Here is a 17579-nt window from a genome sequence, read left to right as displayed (position 1 = left end):
GTAATGAAAGTCTTTTCTATCGTTTTCGTTCCAAAAGCAAGCCAGTAAAATTTCTTTATTGCTATAAGTTTTAGTAATTTCGATGGCTTAATTTTTTTCATGTCAACAAAAATCAAGAAAATAGCGGTATTGACCTCTGGTGGGGACTCTCCCGGTATGAATGCGGCCATTCGTTCAGTGGTTAGAACCTGTGCTTATCTAAAGATAGATTGCGTTGCAATTTATAGAGGCTATCAAGGGATGATAGAGGGAGATTTTAAGCCAATGGACGCTCGTAGCGTTAACAATATAATCAATAAGGGCGGTACTATTTTAAAATCGGCTCGTTGTGAAGATTTTAGAAATCCCGAAGGAAGAAAACAGGCTTATGATCAGTTGGTCAAAGAAGGTATAGATGCCTTTGTTGTAATAGGTGGTGATGGTAGCTTTACAGGAGCAATGATTTTCAACCAAGAATACGACTTTCCCGTAATAGGAATACCTGGGACTATAGACAACGATATTTTCGGAACCACTTTTACCTTAGGTTTTGATACGGCATTGAATACCGTTGTAGAGGCTATTGATAAGATAAGGGATACGGCGAGTTCACACAATCGCTTATTCTTTGTTGAGGTAATGGGTAGGGATGTAGGCCATATTGCATTAAATGCAGGAGTAGGGGCAGGAGCTGAGGAAATATTAATACCGGAAGAAAACTTGGGATTGGATCGTTTACTTGAGTCCTTAAAAAGGAGTAAGGAGTCCGGTAAGTCTTCAAGTATCGTTATTGTTGCGGAAGGTGATAAATCTGGAAAGAACGTTTTTGAACTTAAGGAGTATGTAGAGGAGCATTTGCCAATCTACGATGTACGTGTTTCAGTATTAGGACATATGCAACGGGGTGGAGCGCCCTCTTGTTACGATAGGGTTTTAGCCAGCAGAATGGGTGTTAAGGCTGTAGAAGCGCTTTTAGAAGGAAAAACAAGCTTAATGGTTGGTGTCCAGGACAATAAGCTGATATTGACACCAATTAATAAGGCAATAAAAGGACATACAAAAATTGACAAGGAACTTATTAGGGTTTCAGAAATAATGACAACATAATTTTAATTTATAAAAACAAGAAAATGTCAAACTTAAAAATAGGAATTAACGGATTTGGTAGAATCGGGAGACTGGTTTTTAGAACAACAGTAAAAAGAGGTGATGTAGATGTAGTTGCTATCAACGATTTATTGGATGTAGAGCACTTGGCCTACTTACTTAAATATGACTCCGTTCACGGACATTTTGACGGCACTGTTGAGGTGAAGGACGGTCATTTAGTAGTTAACGGAAAAACAGTCCGTATCACTGCAGAAAGAGATCCTAAGAACATAAAATGGGATGTAGTTGGAGCGGATACCGTAGCGGAATGTACTGGTATATTTACTACGCTGGAAACTGCTCAATATCACATAGATGGTGGTGCTAAGAAGGTAGTTATTTCTGCTCCTTCTAAAGATGCCCCTATGTTTGTTATGGGTGTAAACCACAAAGGTGTAAAAGCTTCCGATACTATTGTATCGAACGCTTCTTGTACTACGAACTGTTTAGCTCCTATGGCCAAAGTATTGAATGATGCTTTCGGAATCGAAGAGGCTCTTATGACCACGGTTCATGCGACTACGGCTACACAAATGACTGTTGATGGTCCTTCCAAAAAGGATTGGAGAGGTGGCAGAAGTGCTATGCTAAACATAATTCCGGCATCTACAGGTGCGGCAGTGGCCGTAACCAAGGTAATTCCAGAATTAAAGGGGAAACTTACAGGTATGGCCTTTAGGGTTCCAACCGCAGATGTATCTGTCGTTGATTTAACCGTACGTTTAGAAAAAGAGACCTCATACGAAGAAGTTAAAAAGGCATTCAAAGCAGCTTCTGAAGGAGAATTAAAGGGTGTTTTAGGGTATACCGAAGAAGCTTTGGTATCTCAGGATTTTATCGGCGATGCAAGAACGAGTATCTTCGATGCTGGCGCTGGAATAGAATTGAACTCAAAGTTCTTTAAGTTGATCTGCTGGTATGATAATGAAGCAGGTTTCTCCAACAAAATGGTTGATTTGATTCAACACGTTAATACATTATAATACCTAAAAAGTTAACATTGAATTTTCCTGAAAATGAGGTATTTTTTCCTTATTTTCAGGATTCTTTTTTAAATAGATGAGCATATGGTTTTAATTGTTGATAGTGGCGCAACCAAGTCAGATTGGATAGCATTGGATGATAAGGGTAATCAGCTTTTTTTGACACAGACTTTAGGACTTAGTCCGGAGGTGTTAACTAGAGAGGTAATCGAGGATCGTTTGGCGAACAATTTTGAGCTTTCTAAAAACAAAGAGAAGGTATCTCATCTCTATTTTTATGGTGCAGGCTGCGGAACAGATCGTATGAAAAAGTTCCTTCGCGATATATTCAGTGATTTCTTTCCCAATGCAAAGGCCGAAGTGAAGGAAGATACCTATGCCGCTATATTCGCAACAGTAAAAATAGGTCACCAAGGTATAGTTTGTATTCTAGGTACGGGATCCAACTGTAGCTATTATGACGGTCATCAGTTATTTCAGAAAGTAACTTCCTTAGGCTATATTCCAATGGATGATGGCAGTGGTAATTATTTTGGTCGTAAACTTATACGTGACTATTATTTCCACAAAATGCCTCAGGATTTAGGACTAAAATTTGCTAAACAATACGACCTTGAAGCGGATGTTATTAAAGAAAACCTGTACAAACAGCCCAACCCCAATACCTACCTTGCTACTTTTGCACGGTTCTTAATTGAGAATAAAGATCATCCTTATTCAAAGGGGGTAATAGATAAGGGATTTCAGCAATTTATCAATAATTACGTCATGCAATTTGAATTGGCTACCAAAGTGCCCATCAATTTTGTTGGTAGCATAGCGCATTACTTGAAAGAAGAATTGATCAACGTCTTAAAACGAAACGATCTTATTGTAGGTGTTATAAGACAACGACCTATTGAAGGTTTAGTAGAGTTTCACCGGGATAATATGTAGTTTTTACTTGATAAGCTAGACTTATAATCCTTTCGACCCTTGACCCTTGCAAAGAAATAATGTAGAGTTTGCTTCCAATGTCTTGTGAGCCTACTCTGAGGTTGTTTACCTGTAAGAACTTAATGAAATAAATTTTTAAAATTTAAATTCTCACTATTCAACGAAATTGAAAGGATGGTAGTTAGAGCTGAACATCTTATTTTAACAACTAACAACTAACAACTAACAACTAACAACTAACAACTAACTACTAACTATTAACTACTGAACTGCAATCATAGAAATTTCGATATTCACGAACTTTGGTAAATTCGCTACTTCAACGGTTTCTCTGGCCGGGGCAGTATCTGCCTTAAAGTAGGTGCCGTATACCTCGTTCACCTCTGAGAATTGATTCATATCGCTTAAAAAAATCGAAGATTTTACTACGTTCTCAAAACTCATTTTCGCCTCTTCCAATATTACCCTTAAGTTTTCCATGGATTGTTTGGTTTCTTCCTTGATATCTCCTTGGACCAATAATCCTGTTTCAGGATTCAACGGTATTTGTCCTGAAATATAGAGCGTATTACCGCTAAGAACTGCTTGATTGTAAGGACCTATTGGGGCAGGCGCTTTTGTTGTGTTTATAATTTTTTTCATACTTGTATTGTTAATTTCTTATGGGTTGACTTCTGTTTTCCCACTTTAAGTCGCTTAATATGGAAGCGTCGATTCCTATAAAAAAGTACCATCTTTTGAACTGCCCAAAGGGTGTCCAATTAAAACGCATATTAAAACTACCCAAGTTTCGCTCAAACCGTAATTGAGTCAGGGTAAATCCTTGATTTTTAAAGTCGTAACCAGAAGAGCCGCCAACTTTCCAACGGGGGGAAAGCTCTATGTCCCCGGAGAACATCAGCGAGTGACTACTAAATTCGTTCTGTCTGGCAGAGTTGGTAAAGTTCGCAGAATATGCAAGTCTAAAATTCCAGGGTATCTTGGTCCCGAAAATAGGATTTTCGATATCATCATCCTTTTTAGACCTCCTAACGGGATTATCGGAGAAACTATCTGCGCGTCCAAATAGGTCATCGGTTCGTCCACCACTTTGAGCTACATAATCAAAAGGATCCGTTTCCTCTTCTTCCTCCTCCTTATCCTTATCTTTTTTACCGAACATTTCACTACTAATGGAGTAGGTGATGTTTGCATTGGCCCTAGTTAGTCTTAAAAGACTTCCACCATTATCCACATTAAAGGTGTTAATTCGCCTTCCATTATTGTCTATGGCATAAGGGTCAAGGCTAGCCGCAAAGTTGATGGACATTTTATTGTCAAGAATATTGGTGCCTCCATTAATATTTAACGGGCTGAGTCGTAAGGAATCCGATTCTAGATTATAACCTGTAGTGATATTAAAATTACTTAATATCGGGACCTTTTTCGCTTCTAATTTGGTGGAGTCCTTGTCTCTTACTTTTGCTTCAAGCGTGTTGGCCAGAGAAAAATTAAAGCTGTTAGATTTACCCAATCTCGGTGCTCCGTTCAATGTTCCTTGGAATCTGCTGAATTCAACAACCTCTCCATTTCCATCAATGTATTCGTCATAAAACTGCTCAAAAGACGGAGCATAGCCATAACTTAGGGAGGGGCGCATCACATGCCTTATAGCTTGTATCTTTTTATCTTCCCCAAAATTAAAGGTACCGTAAACTGTTGTACCTATACTGGCACTGAAATTATATTGGTTATAGCGGTCAAAGCCGCTAACAGTGTCTATGGCAACCGAGTTTGTTTCCGCATCAAAACTTCTGTCAAACGTTTCTAAGGTCCAAACATCCTCATAGCTTGCACCCATACTCACACTGAAAAATTTTGCCACTTTAAAATTGGTGCTAATCGGTATACGGTGTCTTGCTCCCACACGTGCATTATCGAACATACGCCCTGTTAAGAAGTCCTCATCGTTGGTCGTAAGACGGTTTTGGGCGTTTAGATCATATTGAAAGTTTATGTTCTGGATAAGCCCTTTTTTTATACCATCCCGCTTTGCGAAAGGAAAAATCCGCTCCATACTAGCTTGCAATGTGGGCAATGTCATAGTTATATTATCCGTATTAGTAGCCGTGGACGTGGGGGATGTAAGTTGCGAATGCGTAGCTGTTAAACTCATATTCACGGAAGGATACGCCGGAAAGGTCTTAGAATACGATATGGATGAGGACAATGTATTGTTTTGAGTGTTCGGTAAATTTCGTTGTTGCAAAGAATTTCTAAAAAACTCGCTACTTCCTAGGTTCACAGATGCTGAGAATCTGGAATTTGGACTCGCTTTTGTATCTTGGGAATGCGAGAATTGAATGTTGTAGTTCCGCGTTAAGCTATAATCACTGAAGCCTTTTTGACTTCTAACTTGGTTTTCGTATCTAAAATTGATGTTTCCTCGATATTTATATCTCTTCGTGTAAATAGATGTAGCCCTGACACCCCAGCTTCCGTTAGTATAGAAATCCCCGGTAAAGGTAACATCCGCATAATCACCCAAAGGAACATAGTAGCCCATGTCCTGTAAAAAATAGCCTGTATTAGGGTCGTTACCGAAGTTAGGCATCAATATACCGGCCGATCTCCCGACCGACAGGGGGAAATATGCAAATGGCATTGCAATCGGGGTGGGTACATCCGATATGTATAGATTACTAAAGCCTGCAATTACTTTCTTCTTGGGTACAAATTTAGCTTTACGAACCCTAATATAATAGTCGGGATTTATGGTATCGGATGCGGTCGTTAATTTGCCTTCACTTAAAAAATAGACGGAATCGTTCTCCTTTTTAGTGATTTCCGCATAAACTTTCATGGCATCGCCACCTAAGGCTCCGGCATCTGCTTGTTGCTCTGTGCGCGAGTTCCATATTAAAGCTTTCTGAGTGTCGAAATTGAAGCGAATGGAATCTGGAATAACGATATTTGAGCCTTGTTTAAAATAAGGTAGTTGGGTGTAATTCCCCAAGGAATCAACCATACGGCCGGCATAAACCTCGTTTTTAACATAGTCCATTATGATAATACCTGCCTTTAATTCGGTGTCCTGATAATAGATTTCTGCCTCGTTGTATAGGTATATCTTGTTCTCTTTTTGACTGAGTTTTACGTAGTCTTTTGCTTTATAGGTAATCTTATCAAGAAGTAGTGGCGGCTTATTATTCAGGGAGTCAATGGCCAGTGAATCGGCAGCTACACTGGCTCTCATTGCAGGTACGGGGAATAGTGGCGCTATAATCGTATCCTTTTGTGCTTTAATAGGGAGCGGTACAATTTTATCCTCTTGAGCCTGCAATGATATTACACCAACAAAAAGGAATAACAGGAAAAGTAAGTACTGTTTATTTGATTGCAAGGCTATATATCCTATTTTTGTAAAGGTTTGGTGGTCCAATGAGCCATTGGTTTCAGATGTCAAACTTACATATATTTTTTATTCCCTTCGCAGGGTATTACCATAATTTTAACCATGACAAGGGCGTTCGAAACCCACAGGAATATGAAAATTAAACAGCTATCTACCTTATTTCTTATCGTAGTTTTCTTACTTGTATCTTCCTTTCATAACCCAGGGCACGCCACCAGAACTGATGATCCTTTTGTGGTCGTTTTAGATGCGGGACACGGAGGGCATGATCCAGGTAATCTGGGTAATGGATACTTAGAAAAGGATATCGCACTCAACATAGTACTGAAAGTTGGTGAAATTTTGAGTGCTAATAAGGACATAAAAGTAATTTATACCAGAAAGGACGATACCTTTATTGACTTATTTGTTAGAGGTGAGGTCGCCAATAGGGCCAATGCAGACCTTTTTGTATCCGTGCATTGTGATTCGCATTCGTCCGATGCTCATGGAGCGGGAACATTTGTGCTGGGATTACATGCCAACAAACAGAATTTTGAGATCGCCAAAAAGGAAAACTCGGTAATCTATTTGGAGGACAATTACGAAACTAGGTACGCGGATTATGATATCAACTCACCAGAGTCGGTCATTGGTCTAACCATAATGCAAGAAGAGTTCTTGGACCAGAGTATAGCGTTGGCTAAAATTATCCAAGACAACTTCTCAAAAAAATTGAAAAGGACCGACAGGAAAGTAAAGCAGGCTGGTTTTATAGTTCTGCACCAGACTTTTATGCCAAGTGTACTAGTGGAAACAGGCTTTCTGACCAATAAGGATGAGGGCGCTTACCTGAACTCTAAAAAAGGGCAAGAAGAAATGGGAACGGCAATTGCCAATGCTATATTAAATTATAAAGAGCAAACGCAAAACAATGTGGCACCTAGCGTTATTGCGGAAGAAACTACTATTGCTGAGGATAAACCTGCTACCGAAGTAGCTGTAAAGCAGGAAGAAATAGCTGCCGAGGTAAAAGAGGAGGCCCAAATTAAAAAAGCAGAAGAGCTCGCGCCATCACAACCGAACGAAGTACCCGAGGTAGTCGGCGAAGTCAAAGAGGTAAAACCAGAAATGCCTACTCCCGTCATTGCTAATAAAGAGACGTCAAAAGACCTTAAAGAAGTAGTTTCTGAAAAGCGGGGCACAACTGTAGTTTTTAAAGTTCAGTTAATGGCAAGCGGAAAGAACCTTGATTTAATCCCAGCTAATTTTAATGGGCTCGGTAGGCTTTCCAAAGAGCCGTATAAGAATTTATACAGGTATCTATACGGTGAGACCGCTTCTCATAGAGAAGCAGAAATGCTGAAGTCTAATGCTGCGATTAAAGGGTATCCAAGTGCTTACATAGTTGCTTATAAGGACGGAGAACGAATTTCAGTTCAAGAGGCGTTGAAACAGGTTGCACAATAAACCCACTTTGGTGTAATAATTATTCCTAATTTTGTTAGTAACCATAAATCTATTTGCTTGAAATTATCTAGGGAACTTAAAACTGGTGTTATCGTAGTAGGAGGCATTCTTCTATTTATTTTAGGATTCAGTTATTTGAAATCAACACCTCTTTTTGACAATAGTAGAACGCTTTACGCTGTTTATCCAAATGTAGGTGGTTTACAGGCAGGTACGGTGGTATCCATCAACGGTTTCGGCGTTGGTAAGGTCAATGATATCAAGTTCATTGATACTCAAGGCAATTTACTGGTGACGTTTACAGTGAGTAGTGAATTCGAATTTTCAAAGAATAGTAGGGTAGAGCTTTATGACACAGGAATCATTGGTGGCAAGGGGCTACAGATAACACCTATTTTCGATGGTTCTCCGAACGCTACATCGGGAGATACCTTACAAACAGATACACGTCCAGGGCTAACAGAGCTTGCTCAGCAAAAATTAACCCCCTTGTTTAGAAAATTCGAATCTGCGGTCACTGATGCTGATTCGGTATTGATGAACGTGAACAATGTCTTGGACACCAAAACCAAGAAAGACTTGCAGAAAGCAATAAGCGGATTAAGCGACCTTATGGCCAGCCTAAATGGTAGTGCACAGACCTTGAATTCCATCTTAAAAAACAACGAAGGCAAACTAGATGCCTCGTTAACAAATTTTGAGGCCCTTACCGCTAATTTTGCCAAACTATCCGATTCCCTAAATAATGCCGGTTTAGCAAGGACACTATCTAGTCTAGAATCAACGGTAGCCAATCTGGATAAAGTGATGGCTAAAATAGAAAAGGGTGATGGTACTTTGGGTAAGTTAATGAACGATAAGGAATTATACTCAAACCTTAATAGTGCCTCACGAGAACTAGATTTGCTGCTGCAAGATTTTAGGCTAAATCCCAAGCGCTATGTGAACGTATCGGTATTCGGTAAGAAACAGAAAGAATACGAAGTTCCTGAGGACGATCCAGCTCAAAAAATAGAAAACTAATTTATGGAGTATTTACCAAATGTGATATTCGCGATTCTTCTGGTATTCGGGATAGGCTATTTTGCAAGGAATGTCGGACGGTTAAAACGTAATATTTTTCTTGGAAAGGACGTAGATGTTAGTGATAACAAACCGCTACGCTGGAAAAATATGGCGAAAATTGCATTAGGTCAAACAAAAATGGTTGTCCGTCCTATCCCCGGTATTTTGCATATTATTGTTTACGTAGGATTCGTAATCATAAATATTGAAGTACTGGAAATCATCATTGATGGACTTTTTGGAACACACAGAATATTTGCCGGTTTGGGTAAAGTCTATGATTTTCTAATCGCATCTTTTGAAATTTTGGCCTTACTGGTAATTATTGCCGTAGTAGTTTTCTGGATACGACGAAATGTAATAAGGTTACAACGTTTTTTAAAGCCAGAAATGGAGGGATGGCCAAAAAAAGATGGTAATCTTATTCTGTACATAGAAGTGGTACTAATGCTGCTTTTTTTGACCATGAATGCGGCCGATTTTCAATTACAGCAACTTGGTTCGGCACATTATGTCCAGGCTGGGGCTTTTCCAGTAAGTGCTTTAATAGCTCCATTACTTCAGGGAATGTCGGAAGCAAACCTTATTTTGGTCGAAAGGATTGCTTGGTGGTTGCATATATCCGGAATTCTTTTCTTTCTTAATTATTTGTACTATTCAAAGCATCTACATATTCTATTGGCATTTCCTAATACGTATTATGGCAAACTAAGGCCCAAGGGACAATTTAAGAATTTAGAAGCTGTTACGAACGAGGTAAAACTTATGATGGATCCCTCTGCGGACCCTTTTGCAGCTCCTGCAGAAGATGCTCCCGTTCCTGAGAAATTTGGAGCTTCGGATGTAAAGGATTTGGATTGGGTTCAATTGTTGAATGCGTATACCTGTACCGAGTGTGGTCGTTGTACAAGTGAATGTCCTGCAAACCAAACAGGGAAAAAATTATCGCCTAGGAAGATTATGATGGATACTAGGGACCGTCTGGAAGAGGTTGGGAAGAATATAGATTTGAACAAAGGAACGTTCAAGGATGACGGAAAGCAGCTTTTGGACGATTATATTACAAGGGAAGAGCTTTGGGCTTGTACCTCATGTAATGCTTGTGTTGAAGCTTGTCCTGTGAGTATAGACCCACTTTCAATCATTATGGATATGCGACAGTATTTAGTCATGGAGCAGTCAGCAGCGCCTTCCGATTTGAACAACATGATGGGGAATATTGAAAATAATGGCGCCCCATGGCCTTTTAATCAGATGGATAGACTCAACTGGAGTCAGGAATCTTAAAAAATTATAATATGTCGAGCGAACTAAAAGTACCCACAATGGCGGAGCTATTCGCTGCTGGTAAACAGCCAGAAGTGTTGTTTTGGGTTGGATGCGCAGGAAGTTTTGATGACAGAGCAAAGAAGATTACCAAAGCCTTTGTGAAGATATTGAATAATGCAGGTATTTCATTTGCGGTATTGGGAACTGAGGAAAGTTGTACCGGAGACCCGGCCAAACGAGCAGGAAACGAGTTTTTGTTTCAGATGCAGGCTGTAACTAACATAGAAGTAATGAATGCCTATGGCGTAAAGAAAGTGGTCACTGCTTGTCCCCATTGCTTTAATACGATAAAGAATGAATATCCCGGGCTTGGAGGATCTTATGAAGTAGTGCATCATACCCAGTTTTTAAAATCCCTTTTAAACGACGGTCGTATGGTATTGGAGGGTGGTACCTTCAAAGGAAAAAGAATCACTTTTCATGACCCATGTTATTTGGGTAGGGCAAATGATGTTTACGAAGCACCAAGGGATTTAATCCGTAAGTTGGATGCAGAACTCGTGGAAATGAAGAACTGTAAAAAACGAGGTCTTTGTTGTGGTGCCGGAGGGGCTCAGATGTTCAAGGAACCCGAAAAGGGTGATAAAGATGTTAATATCGAAAGAACGGAACAAGCTTTAGAAACAAAACCTGAAATTATAGCGGCTGGGTGTCCTTTCTGTAATACGATGATGACGGACGGCGTTAAGAATAAAGAAAAGGAAGGTGAGATTACAGTGATGGATATTGCTGAACTTATTGCCACTGCACAAGATTTATAACCACTCGTTAATAGACATCATCAATGCTAGTAGATTTTAATACGTTACCCGACTCTTCAAGAATATGGATATATCAGGCCAGTAGAACGTTTAAAGAAAACGAATTACTCGAAATAACGGGGGCGCTAGATGCTTTTATCCAAAATTGGTCAGCACACGGTAACGATTTGAATGCAGGTTACGAAATACGGTACAATAGGTTTATCGTAATTGCCCTTGACCAGAGTTCCCAATCGGCTACAGGCTGTTCTATTGATGCTTCAGTACATTTTATCCAGCAATTGGAAAAGAAGTATGGCGTGGAGTTATTGGACAAAATGAACGTATCCTATAAACAAGGGGAGTTTGTGGCCTATAAAAAATTAACGGATTTCAAGACCATGGCCAAACAGAAGTCCATTTCTAAAAATACCATAGTCTTCAATAATTTGGTAGCTACCAAGGGTGAGTACAAAGAGCATTGGGAGGTACCTGCTTCAGAAAGTTGGCACGCCCGTTTTGTTTAAAGTTTCAAAGCGGTTAATGACCGTATTTATTAGGTTATATCGATGAAATGCAATATTTTTCATGGTTTTTAGTTATCTCCATACACGTAAAACCTATGCGCCCCTATCTTTATTGTTTATTTTTCTTTTTAGAATTTCAAGGGCTTTTTGCCCAGAACCCCTTGGTTACTACTGACAGTCTTTTACAGGCTACTTGGGTAAATGATAGGTACGATGCCATGAGCCTAGACGAGAAAATAGGTCAATTGTTCATGGTGAGTGTAGCTTCGGATGAAAGTGACCAGCGCACGGACCGTATTAAGGAGTTGATTAAGAACCATCATATAGGAGGTGTCATATTTTCTAAAGGAGGACCAAATAGACAGGCTAAACTCTGTAATGAATACCAATCGCTCTCAGAAACACCACTTCTTATTGGTATGGATGCGGAATGGGGATTAGCAATGCGTTTAGATTCCACTTATGCGTTTCCTTGGAATATGACATTGGGAGCTATTCAAAATGACGAAATAGTAGAAAAAGTAGGACGTCAAGTTGGGAAGCATGCCAAACGTTTAGGGGTACATATTAATTTTGCTCCTGATATTGACATCAATACCAATGCGGAGAATCCAATTATTGGCAATCGTTCTTTTGGTGAAGACAGAGAGGCGGTTACTGCAAAAGGAATTGCTTTTATGAAAGGAATGGAAAGCGTTGGAGTACTGTCCAGTGGAAAACACTTTCCAGGACACGGAGATACCGCCGTAGATTCCCATCATGCATTGCCGGTAATTCCCTTTTCAAGGGAACGCTTGGATAGTGTGGAACTATATCCCTATAAAAAATTAATCAAGAAAGGTCTTAGTAGTATCATGGTAGCTCATTTGGAGGTGCCGTCGATGGAATTAAAAGAAGGTTTGCCATCGTCCTTGTCAGAACAGATAATTTCTGGAATATTAAAGGAAGAAATGGGTTTTAAAGGACTTGTCTTTACCGATGCTCTAAATATGAAAGGAGCCACCAAATACGGAGTGGATGGCGAGGTAGAGCTCGCAGCGTTCATAGCTGGTAACGATATGCTCTTAATGCCAGAGAGCGTAGCGGACGCCAAAGAAAAAATTGTACAGGCTTATAATAAGGGAAAAATAAGCGAACAACGCCTAGCGCTATCCGTTAAAAAGATATTGATGGCCAAATATAAGGTTGGGCTTAACAATTATAGACCTATTCAAATAGCGAATCTATATCAAGACTTAAATTCTTTGAAAGATGATTTGATATACGAAGAGGCAATAGAAAATGCGATTACGGTAGTAAAAAATAAATTCAACTTATTAGGAATACAAAATTTACAAAACAAAAAGATAGCCTACGTAAAATTTGGTGATGCTCCCAACGATGAATTTTTGAGGAGCTTAAATAAATACGCAAAGGTAACGGAAGTGAACGGGGAGAATATAACGACCTTAAAGACGAAATTGGCGGACTATAATTTGGTGATTATAGGACATCATAAGAGTAATGAGAGTCCTTGGAAAGGATACGAATTTTCTAAAAAAGAGTTGGCTTGGCTGCAGGAAATTTCCAATCTTAGATTTTCTAATCTAATCCTTTGTGTTTTTGCAAAGCCCTATGCACTGAAGGAAGTGGCGACCTTTCAGAATATAGACGCAGTGGTAATGTCGTATCAAAATAGTGGTTTGTCACAAAAGAAAACCGCCGAATTATTATTTGGAGCCATACCAGCAGTTGGTAAACTGCCAGTTTCAACAAATATGGAGTTTCCGGCAGGAACGGGTGTCCAATTAAAATCCTTAAAACGTTTGGGATATAGCATACCGGAAAGAGTTGGTTTCAGTTCTTTAAAGCTGTCTAAAATAGACCATTTGGTGCAAAATGGTCTAGATAGTTTAATGTACCCTGGTGCTCAAGTAGTGGTGGCAAGAAAAGGTAAAATTGTATATAACAAAAGTTTTGGAAAACCTACCTATAAATCCAACCGAAAGGTTAAGGAGGACGATGTTTATGATTTGGCATCTCTAACCAAAATCCTGGCCACATTGCCCATGGTCATGAAGATGGACGAAGAAAACAAAATTAGATTGAACGATACTTTTGAAGAACTTGTTCCGGATTATTCCAATACGGAAATTAAAAATGTTACCGTCTTAAAGGCTCTATCGCATTACGGAAGATTACCGGCATGGATTCCTTTTTATGTGAGAACCTTGGATAAAAAGAGACAACCTTCAGAGGAATTTTACAGAAAAGTTCCTACACCTGGCTTTTCTTATAAGGTAGCAGAAAACTTGTATTTAACGGACACATATAAAGATTCTATCTATAACCGTATAGGACGTCAAGACTTAAAATCCAATCGTTATAGATATAGCGATGTGCCTTACTATGTAATGAAAAAATATATAGAGGATACGTATGGTCAACGTTTGGACAAACTCACGTCAGACTTTCTATACGATAAACTAGGTGCGCAACATACGAGTTATAATCCCTTAGAGAAGTTTCCTAAAAACAAAATCATTCCTTCTGAGGAGGATAAATACTATCGTTACCAAACTGTTCATGGATATGTTCATGATATGGGAGCGGCAATGCAGGGCGGTGTAGGTGGTCATGCAGGGTTATTCAGTAATGCTAATGACGTAGCGAAAATTATGCAGATGTACCTTCAGGAGGGTTATTACGGGGGATCAAGATTCTTTAGGTCTAGAACCGTCAAAAAGTTCAACACCTGTTACTTTTGCGATAAAAATGTGAGACGTGGCGTAGGTTTTGATAAACCACAACTAGAGAATAGCGGGCCTACTTGCGGTTGCGTTTCAAGAAAGAGTTTTGGACATAGCGGATTTACGGGTACGTATACCTGGGCAGACCCTGAGGAGGAAATTGTTTATGTTTTCCTTTCAAATAGAACCTACCCAACGGCTTCCAATACACTATTAGTTAAATCTGGCTTAAGAACTAGAATTCAACAAGCTATTTATGATTCAATATTAAATTAAATCATAATTTTGTACCTATGAAAATAGCTATTGTTTGTTACCCTACTTTTGGAGGTAGTGGTGTTGTTGCCACAGAGCTTGGTATAGCTCTAGCCAATAGGGGGCACGAGGTTCATTTTGTAACGTACAAACAACCTGTTCGTTTAGAATTATTGAACAATAATATCTTTTTTCACGAGGTACACGTTCCTGAATACCCTCTTTTTCAGTACCAACCTTATGAGTTGGCACTTTCTAGTAAGCTGGTAGATACCATTAAACTGCATCATATAGATTTGTTGCACGTGCATTACGCAATTCCACACGCTTATGCAGGTTACATGGCGAAAAAAATGTTGGAGGAAGAAAGTATGTACGTGCCAATGGTTACCACACTGCATGGAACCGATATAACTTTGGTAGGAAAACACCCTTTTTATAAACCCGCGGTTACCTTTAGTATCAATGAATCTGACATTGTAACTTCTGTATCACAAAACCTCAAAGAACGTACATTAGAAATTTTTGACATCAAGGGCGAGATTGAAGTGATACCAAATTTTATAGATGCAAAGAAGTACAGTACTTCTTTTACTGATTGCCAGCGAACCAATATGGCTAGAGATAACGAACGTATAGTAACGCACATCAGTAATTTTAGAAAAGTTAAACGTATTCCGGATGTCATAAAGGTCTTTCATAAGATACAGAAGACCATTCCGTCTAAACTAATAATGGTCGGCGACGGTCCAGAAAAGGCCGGCGCCGAAATCTTATGCGAAAAACTGGGTATTTCGGACAGTGTCATATTCCTAGGGAACAGCAATGAAATCGATAAAATCCTGTGCTTTTCCGACTTATTTCTATTACCCTCGGAATCAGAGAGTTTTGGGCTAGCAGCACTAGAGGCTATGATAAATAAGACCCCGGTAATTTCAAGCAATGCTGGTGGAATCCCAGAGGTGAACACGGAAGGTGTTACAGGTTTTTTAAGTGATGTCGGAGATATTGAGGACATGGCTGAAAATGCATTGGTAATTCTAGGAAAAGATGAAACCTTAAAGAATTTTAAGCAGAATGCTGTCAATGAAGCCCAAAAATTTGACATCCTTAAAGTATTACCCCGTTATGAAGAGGTATATGAAAGGGCTTACAAAGCACGATTGAAAAATGTCTAGGCCTATACTTCTGTTGTTATTGACCTCTATGGTGTTATTTTCCTGTAAGTCGCAAACTATTTCAAACCCATTAGAGATGGAACTAATTATTCAGGACAACTATAGCGGAGCAGTAGCTGAGGAATTGTTGACTATAAAAAATCAAAAAGCATTGAGCTCTTTTTTTGCCAAAATCAATAGAACACGAAAACCTGGACTTCCCGTTCCGGTTGTAGATTTCACCAAGGACTACCTCATTGTTTGGTGTGCGGGCGAAGCTTATTCCCAAGCTCCTGCATTAGTTTTGAAGAAAGAAACAGATAAAGAGCTGGTATTTAAAAAGAAACGCATTAGAAAAAAGACTGCAATTGAAGCTGTGGTTAGTCCCTTCAGTATCTATAAACTTCCAATTAGAGAGAAAAAAATAGTTTTAGAATAGGTAGGATAACGATAAATTAGTTGTCTTCATCTATCTAACGAATATTCTTACGTTACACGGTTATAATTTTGGCACTTCCGTTTTGTAGAAGTAATTTTACAATTTAAACCCAATTTTATACTATGAAGACTTCCTCACTTCTCCTATTAATACTGACTGTTGGTGTTATAAACCTTGCCACAGGTCAAGAAAACCTTCAAATAACTGCTAAAGACAGCATCGTTCAAAGTTCCTGGATAATTGGTCTTGGTTATAATGCCATTGATGATTCTGGAAACGTTTTTGACGGTCTGTTCAATGTTTCCGATGAATGGAACCTTTTGCCTTATCCTTCTCGGATAAGTATTGGACGATACTTTAAAAATGGCTTAGGGATAGAAGCTATAGGTTCTTACAACAAGTATAAGGAAGGAAAAATCATAGATGGCTTGGTCAATACCCAGGATAGGGACTATTTAGGTTTGGATGCCAGGCTAACCTATGATTTAAATAAGATTATTGGTCAAACGGGTTGGTTTGACCCCTATGTAGGTATTGGATTGGGATATACCGATGCAAATGACCAGCCTAGAGGCACATATAATGCCGTTGTTGGTTTTAGGACATGGTTTTCAGATAGATGGGGTTTAGATCTCAATTCAACAGGTAAATGGTCTATGGGTAACGAGATTAACGTTACCAACCATCTGCAGCATGCCGCTGGAGTTGTTTATCAGTTTGGTATAGAGAAAGGATTATCAAAAAGAGGTGAAGAAAAGCTAGAGTTACTTGCCGCTATTGAAAAGGAAAAGCAAAGACAACAAGATTCTATAAACGAAGTAAACCGATTAAAAGAAGAGCGTCTGCTTGCTGAAAGGTTGAAAGAGGAAAAGGAGCGTGCAGCACTGGCGGCAGCAGAAAAAGAAAAAGTTGACGCTGAAAATAAAAGAAAGCTAGACATCACGAATCGTATTAATGATTTGGGATATGTGTATTTTGACCTTAACTCCTCGTTCTTAAATAAAACGTCGAAAAATGTACTTGATTCTCTTGTCAAAATTTTTGACGAAACTCCAACTTTAAAATTGAAAATAGCATCACATACGGATTCCCGAGGAAGCTCAAATTACAACGATTGGTTGTCGCAAAAGCGTGTAGATAAGACCAAGGAATACCTAATTGCTTCTGGAATTGCTCCTGAAAGATTGGTTTCCGAAGCTTACGGAGAGCGTAAACTGTTAAACGAATGCGATGATGATACGTATTGTACTGAAGAAAAACACCGCATCAATAGAAGATCAGAATTTATAATTTTGAACTACTAGAAGCTTATTCGACCTGAAAACGGAATATCTCAGAATTTGTTCATTACCTATAAAATCCCTTGTAATAACTTTCCAATAGTAGGTGTTACCTGATATTATGGGGATATCATTAAAAAACTATTGGTCACGGATTGTTGTAGTCAA

General features: G+C 39.1%; 14 protein-coding genes. 12 read left to right on the top strand and 2 right to left on the bottom strand.

Annotation, left to right across the window (positions count from 1 at the left end; translation table 11 throughout):
* Positions 1-99: 99 nt before the first annotated feature.
* From pfkA to BFP77_RS03290, 3 genes are all read left to right on the top strand, one after another.
* Positions 100-1086 carry a 6-phosphofructokinase gene (gene pfkA / locus BFP77_RS03300; RefSeq protein ID WP_099572648.1) on the top strand — a complete coding sequence of 329 codons (987 nt, stop codon included), beginning with the start codon at positions 100-102 and terminating at the stop codon, positions 1084-1086.
* A 23-nt stretch (positions 1087-1109) separates the two neighbouring features.
* Positions 1110-2111, top strand: a complete 1002-nt coding sequence (gene gap, locus BFP77_RS03295; RefSeq protein ID WP_099572647.1) for a type I glyceraldehyde-3-phosphate dehydrogenase — start codon at positions 1110-1112, stop codon at positions 2109-2111.
* 84 nt (positions 2112-2195) lie between these two features.
* Complete coding sequence (locus BFP77_RS03290; RefSeq protein ID WP_099572646.1) at positions 2196-3047, top strand: N-acetylglucosamine kinase; 852 nt, start codon at positions 2196-2198, stop codon at positions 3045-3047.
* Between the two features lie 261 nt (positions 3048-3308).
* Here the strand turns inward: BFP77_RS03290 and BFP77_RS03285 are convergent, their stop codons facing one another.
* The gene (locus tag BFP77_RS03285; protein WP_099572645.1) at positions 3309-3689 is read right to left on the bottom strand and encodes a RidA family protein; all 381 of its coding nucleotides are present in this window, start codon (positions 3687-3689) and stop codon (positions 3309-3311) included.
* 10 nt (positions 3690-3699) lie between these two features.
* A complete protein-coding gene (locus tag BFP77_RS03280) occupies positions 3700-6492 on the bottom strand; it encodes a putative LPS assembly protein LptD (RefSeq protein WP_373604813.1) in 2793 nt (930 codons plus the stop codon).
* A gap of 81 nt (positions 6493-6573) precedes the next feature.
* Between BFP77_RS03280 and BFP77_RS03275 the strand changes: the two genes are divergently transcribed.
* The 9 genes from BFP77_RS03275 to BFP77_RS03235 all read left to right on the top strand — a co-directional run bounded on the left by BFP77_RS03275 (position 6574) and on the right by BFP77_RS03235 (position 17435).
* Positions 6574-7890 carry an N-acetylmuramoyl-L-alanine amidase family protein gene (locus tag BFP77_RS03275; protein WP_099572644.1) on the top strand — a complete coding sequence of 439 codons (1317 nt, stop codon included), beginning with the start codon at positions 6574-6576 and terminating at the stop codon, positions 7888-7890.
* A 57-nt stretch (positions 7891-7947) separates the two neighbouring features.
* Entirely contained in the window at positions 7948-8913 is a 966-nt protein-coding gene (locus BFP77_RS03270) for an MlaD family protein (protein WP_099572643.1), read from the top strand.
* 3 nt (positions 8914-8916) lie between these two features.
* Complete coding sequence (locus tag BFP77_RS03265) at positions 8917-10242, top strand: (Fe-S)-binding protein (protein WP_099572642.1); 1326 nt, start codon at positions 8917-8919, stop codon at positions 10240-10242.
* A gap of 11 nt (positions 10243-10253) precedes the next feature.
* Entirely contained in the window at positions 10254-11045 is a 792-nt protein-coding gene (locus BFP77_RS03260) for a (Fe-S)-binding protein (protein ID WP_099572641.1), read from the top strand.
* 23 nt (positions 11046-11068) lie between these two features.
* Complete coding sequence (locus BFP77_RS03255; RefSeq protein ID WP_099572640.1) at positions 11069-11551, top strand: ABC transporter ATPase; 483 nt, start codon at positions 11069-11071, stop codon at positions 11549-11551.
* Between the two features lie 95 nt (positions 11552-11646).
* Positions 11647-14556: a glycoside hydrolase family 3 N-terminal domain-containing protein gene (locus BFP77_RS03250; protein ID WP_099572748.1), complete on the top strand. Its 2910-nt coding sequence runs from the start codon at positions 11647-11649 to the stop codon at positions 14554-14556.
* A gap of 17 nt (positions 14557-14573) precedes the next feature.
* Positions 14574-15713 (top strand): N-acetyl-alpha-D-glucosaminyl L-malate synthase BshA, encoded by a 1140-nt coding sequence (gene bshA, locus BFP77_RS03245; RefSeq protein ID WP_099572639.1) that lies wholly within the window; start codon positions 14574-14576, stop codon positions 15711-15713.
* Positions 15714-15789: 76 nt separating this feature from the next.
* The gene (locus BFP77_RS03240) at positions 15790-16131 is read left to right on the top strand and encodes a hypothetical protein (RefSeq protein WP_099572638.1); all 342 of its coding nucleotides are present in this window, start codon (positions 15790-15792) and stop codon (positions 16129-16131) included.
* A gap of 122 nt (positions 16132-16253) precedes the next feature.
* Positions 16254-17435: an OmpA family protein gene (locus tag BFP77_RS03235; protein WP_099572637.1), complete on the top strand. Its 1182-nt coding sequence runs from the start codon at positions 16254-16256 to the stop codon at positions 17433-17435.
* Positions 17436-17579: the final 144 nt, after the last annotated feature.

It is taken from the genome of Maribacter sp. 4U21 (genome assembly GCF_002742365.1).
In the GTDB taxonomy this organism is placed as follows: domain Bacteria; phylum Bacteroidota; class Bacteroidia; order Flavobacteriales; family Flavobacteriaceae; genus Maribacter.
The sequence above is the reverse complement of the archived record's forward strand: the minus strand, read 5'-3'. Positions and strand labels throughout refer to the sequence as shown.